We start from the raw sequence: 4,820 nt of genomic DNA, 5'->3' as shown, positions 1-4,820 counted from the left end.
TCAACAAGCTCAACCTTCACACCCGGAACCGGCTTGTCGTACTGATCCTTCACCGAACCATCAACAACCGAACCCGGCTTGCTTTCAGATTCAGTCTTTAGGGTTACGTTAGCGAAAGCATCGCTGCGACCAGGGAACCCTGCCGAACTAGCTCCTTCAGCCAGAATTTTGAAGGCTTTACCAACTCCAACTTCATAGTCGATTGCAGAATCGAGCTCGAGGGTTATGCGTCGCGAGTACTCGCCAATCGGCGTAACTTCCGCACTACTGACGTTTACTTTGCGACCGTTCTGCTCCACCGAAAGCTTCTGGCTCGCGAACTTTTCATCTAGAGCTGCAATCTTCTTCTTCTCAACGGGGTTACTTGCATTTTCGTCCGAGACGTGAACGTAAATTTCGAGCTCAATCTCTTGGATTCCTTTGAGCCCTTGCGCCTGATCATCTGGGATATAAACGACCCAGTTCTTGCCATCGGTAGCCGGTCGGACCTGTCCGAAACTGATTTCAGAAGCAGAGGCGACTTGAGACACACGCCCGTCCCCACCACCAACAACGCTCGGCACAGTCAGCCCGGCCAGCGCCAGGGAGACAGACGTCATGCCGGCGATGACGGAGCGCTTGCCGGAGTGGCGGCGCGGGTTGCGGTCCGCAGAGGACATTGCGTTGTAACGCCCAGGGTTCGAAGGGCCCTGGGCGGCAGCGTCCGCGTTGAACTCGAACGGGGAGGAAGCGTTCTTCAAGATGGCTCCAATGGTTGTTTTTGTAAAAGGGAGAAATTCGAGGAAGAAGTACATAGAACACACTTCTCCCGCGGAACTTCCGTAGAACCTACCAACTTGGACAGGCGCTTTCAAGCAAGCGCCAACCCTGAAAGAGCAGTTAATCAGGGCTTTTTCAGCTTTGAACGGTTTTCTAAAGTTCCTAATAATGAACGCTTAGGTGTTACCAAAAACTGAGAGAAATGAAAACGCCCCGAGCGGGATGCTCGGGGCGTTCAAACAGATGGTGCGCCCGGAGGGATTCGAACCCCCAACCTTCTGATCCGTAGTCAGATGCTCTATCCGTTGAGCTACGGGCGCGTATTCAGTTCGTTGCCGTGTAGACAACGAAGTAGAACATTACACCCGGGTGAACTCACCGCCAAAACCGCAGGCCAAACACATAAACAACACCCCACCTACAAGCCGAGTACCGCCTTGGCAATGGCGAAGTAGATCACCAGGCCGGTCGCGTCGCAGAAGGTAGAGATGAACGGGTTGGAAAACACCGCCGGGTCCGCGCCGACGGTCTTCGCCACGATCGGCATGAGCCCGCCAACGGTCGCAGACATGGCGCAGACACAAAATAGTGTGCTTCCTATCACTATTCCGATGTCTTGGCCGAAAACGGCCCACGCGATGGCCAATCCGAGCACGCCCAGCACTGCTCCGAGGGTCGCGCCGACGCGCAGTTCGCGCCACATGACTTTCAGGATGTCGCCTTTGGTGACGTCGTGAAGCGCGAGTGCCCTTGTCACCGTCGTGGCCGCTTGGTTGCCAGTGTTGCCGCCGGTGCCGGTGCTCAGCGGGATAAATAGCGACAGTACGGTCACGTGCGCGAGCGTGTCCTCAAAAACGCCGAGGACCTGCACCGTCAGGATGGCGGAGAGCGCCAGCACCAGCAGCCACACAATGCGCGAGCGCACCAGCTTGAGCACCGGGGTGGACAGGTACGGCTGCTTCAGCGACTCGGAGCCGCCCTGGCGCGCGGTGTCCTCGCTGTCGGCGTGCTCCACAATGTCTTGGGCCTCGTCGAAGGTGAAGATGCCCATGAGGCGGTTGCCGTCGTCGACCACCGGAAACGCGAGCTGGCCGGACGAAAGCAGGCGGCGGGCAGCGTCCTCGGCGTCGTCGCTGACCTGCACCGCCGGGCTCTCCCTCATCACATCGCCGACTCGGGCGTCCGGCGCTGCCCTGAACAGGTCGCGAAGCCACACCACACCGCACAGCGTGCGCTCCGGATCCACCACTGCGATGGTGTAGACGGTCTCAAAGTCATCCGCCTGAGCCCTTAGCTTGTCGACGACGTCCCGCACCCCCTCACCCGGACCAACCGCCGCCACATTGGGGCTCATAGCACGGCCGACCGAGCCCTTCTCGTAGCCGAGAATGAGGTTGGTGTCCGCCCGCGCGTCCTCGTCCAGATCCCCCAGGAACCGCTCCGCGATCTCCGCGGGCATGTTGTCCAGCATGCGCACGCGGTCCTCGGCGCCGAGCGCGCTGAACAGGCCGGCGACATCTTCGCGCCCGAGTGCCTCCACAATCTCCGCCTGGTGGGCGGGATCAAGCGCGTCGAAGGCCGCCGCGGCACGCTCCGGTGGCAGCAGGCGGATGAGCACAGCGCCGCGTTTCGACGGCTGCCGCTCCACCACGTGCACCACATCGTGCAACGGGATTTCTGTCAGCTCCTCGTGGAGGCCGTCCAGGTCGCCGGAGTCGAGTTTGTGTCGGTTGAGTTGCTTTTCCAGGTGCGCGATCGCCGCCGCGTTGGCCGTAGTCACACGGTGAGGGTACCCACCCGGAAAGTATTTGTCTCAGACGCGTTGATTCTTGCCATATGTGTGTAAAAATCTACGCGTGATCTGCGATGCGTGTCATATATCGCTGATAATCCGCTGAACCCTTAAAGGAGCCACCATGGCGAAGTCCGTTCGTTCCCGCCGTACCGTCATCGCGGCAGGTGCCCTGTCCCTTGCCCTCGTGGCACCGTTTGTCTCCCCTGTTCAGGCACAGGAGACGACCACGCCGACGAGTGATGCTGAACCGGCGCCGGCGGAGCAGCCGTCGACAAGCGAGGGCACCACTGCCGCAACCTTCGAGCAGCGCTTTGACACCGCAAACTTCTGGAACGCCGATGAAGCTGTAGTCGAAGGGCTGCAGCTTCAGCCCGGCGACACCGTCGCGCCACGCGCGAACACCATCTTCAACTGGGGCTTCAACAACAACGACGGCACGCTGACCCTGATCCGCCCGAAGTCCACCGCCGCCTTTGGCGCAGGTGAGAAGGACATCCCGGTGCGCGTGACCACTGCCGCCGGCGAGACCTTTGACACGACGCTACGCGTCAACATCATCGACGAGCGCCCGGGCGCCGAATGGGAAAGCCAGCTGACCTCCCGCTACCCGATGGACTTTGGAAAGTCCACGTCGGCGCAGTCCGTCGAGGGAATCACCCTGCCGGAGGGCGTCAGCGTGTCTAAGAGCGGAGCCGCTCTGCCGACTGGCTGGACCGTCTCCAACGACGGCACCACCATCCGCGTCACCCCACCAACCACGTTCAAGGACGGCGACTTCGACCTTCCGATTGAGGTGAACGACGGAACTGACAAGTTCGGGGCCACCCTGAAGATTGCTGCCAAAAACCCGTCAAAGACACCCGCAGAAACGGCAGGCACCGTCGCTAGCATCCTCGGACCAATCCTGGGCAGCCTGATCGGTGCCGGTACCGGTGGCTCCCTGCTCGGCGGCCTGGGCGACATCATCGGCGGCGGAAACGGCGGTAGCGAGGGCGGAACCGGCGGCGGTGAGGGTGGAACCAGCGGCGGCGGTGCTGGACGCTTGATCAACGTTGTGATCACCAACAATGCGAACCCGTCCAACATCGGCAACAACAACGGCAGCCCGAATGTGATTATCACCGACAATGCCAACCCGCGGGACAACCTGTCCAACAACGGCAACCCGTCCGTGGTGATCACAAACAACGCCAACCCGGTCATCACCGGTAACGCGAACCCGTCCGTAGTCATCACCGGCAACGTGAACGACAACCTGCGCGAGAACGGTTCCAACAACTCCGTTGTGGTGACTGACAACGCGAACCCTGTTGTCACCAACAATGCCAATCCGGTCATTACCGGCAATGCGAACCCCGTCATTACCGGCAACGCGAACGACAACGGGTCGAACAACTCCGCCGTGGTGACCAACAACGCGAACCCGACTGTGGTCATCACGGGCAACGCCAATCCAGTCGTCACTGGCAACGCCAACGACAACGGCTCTAACAACAGCGCCGTGGTCACCGGCAATGCGAACCCGGTCGTCACCAACAACGCCAACCCGACTGTGGTCGTCACCGGCAACGCGAACAACAACGGCTCCAACAACTCTGCCGTGGTCACCGGCAACGCCAACCCGATGGTCACCGGCAACGCCAACGGCGGCTTGGTGGGCTTCGGCTCCTCTCGCAAGGGCCAGGACGAAAACGGCGATCACCTCATCGACGCGAACGTCGGCGTTGACGGCGGTTCCTCCGACCCGCGCTGCATCGCTTCCCTGGTGGGCCTTGGTCTCCCGCTGATTGCGATGGTCCCGCTTGCGCTGGCGGGCCAGGTTAACGTCCCGGGCCTCAACGACATTGGCGAGCGAGCTGAGCAAGCGTTCAATGACGCTGCACGCCAGTTCAACATCGAGCCCGCGCAGCTCACCGCCGCAAGTGGCGCTGCCATTGGTGTCGTCGCTGCCCTGCTCCTGACCGCAGCCGTCCGCACCTGCATCCCGCGCGTCAACGGCGTCGATGTCAGCGTCGGTGGCAGCAGCAACGGCAACGACAAGCCGGCCGCAACTGTCGAGGCCCCGGTGGTGGAGACCCGCCAGAGCTAACACGACCGTGCCCTAGCCCCGCCCTCGCCGGCGGGGCTTTTTGCTGCCCCACATACGCCGAAATCCCCGCCGGAGCAGGGATTTCTCTTGTGCGCCCGGAGGTGCCTGAAGTCACGACATATTTGACGGGGTGTGCCTGCGGAAGGCGTTGTGATCCTTGACAGGTCAGTCGCGTCA

3 protein-coding genes and 1 tRNA gene are annotated in these 4,820 nt (G+C 61.3%); 1 reads left to right on the top strand and 3 read right to left on the bottom strand.

What is annotated here, in order from left to right:
• The 3 genes from NUW87_RS11165 to mgtE all read right to left on the bottom strand — a co-directional run.
• Positions 1-794: hypothetical protein (locus NUW87_RS11165; protein WP_269028595.1), on the bottom strand; the 794-nt coding region annotated here is incomplete at its 3' end.
• 209 nt (positions 795-1,003) lie between these two features.
• Positions 1,004-1,079 (bottom strand) — tRNA-Arg (locus NUW87_RS11160).
• 98 nt (positions 1,080-1,177) lie between these two features.
• The gene (mgtE, locus tag NUW87_RS11155; RefSeq protein WP_269028594.1) at positions 1,178-2,539 is read right to left on the bottom strand and encodes a magnesium transporter; all 1,362 of its coding nucleotides are present in this window, start codon (positions 2,537-2,539) and stop codon (positions 1,178-1,180) included.
• 136 nt (positions 2,540-2,675) lie between these two features.
• Between mgtE and NUW87_RS11150 the strand changes: the two genes are divergently transcribed.
• Complete coding sequence (locus NUW87_RS11150; RefSeq protein WP_269028592.1) at positions 2,676-4,643, top strand: hypothetical protein; 1,968 nt, start codon at positions 2,676-2,678, stop codon at positions 4,641-4,643.
• The last annotated feature ends 177 nt before the right edge of the window (positions 4,644-4,820 follow it).

It is taken from the genome of Corynebacterium pilbarense (genome assembly GCF_026930265.1).
GTDB lineage: Bacteria > Actinomycetota > Actinomycetes > Mycobacteriales > Mycobacteriaceae > Corynebacterium > Corynebacterium pilbarense.
Note: the sequence above shows the minus strand (reverse complement) of the source record. Positions and strands in the feature narration are given on the sequence as shown.

Excerpts from the sequence above, each read along its gene's own strand:
- NUW87_RS11150 (WP_269028592.1), top strand. The coding sequence starts at position 2,676 with ATGGCGAAGTCCGTTCGTTCCCGCCGTACCGTCATCGCGGCAGGTGCC.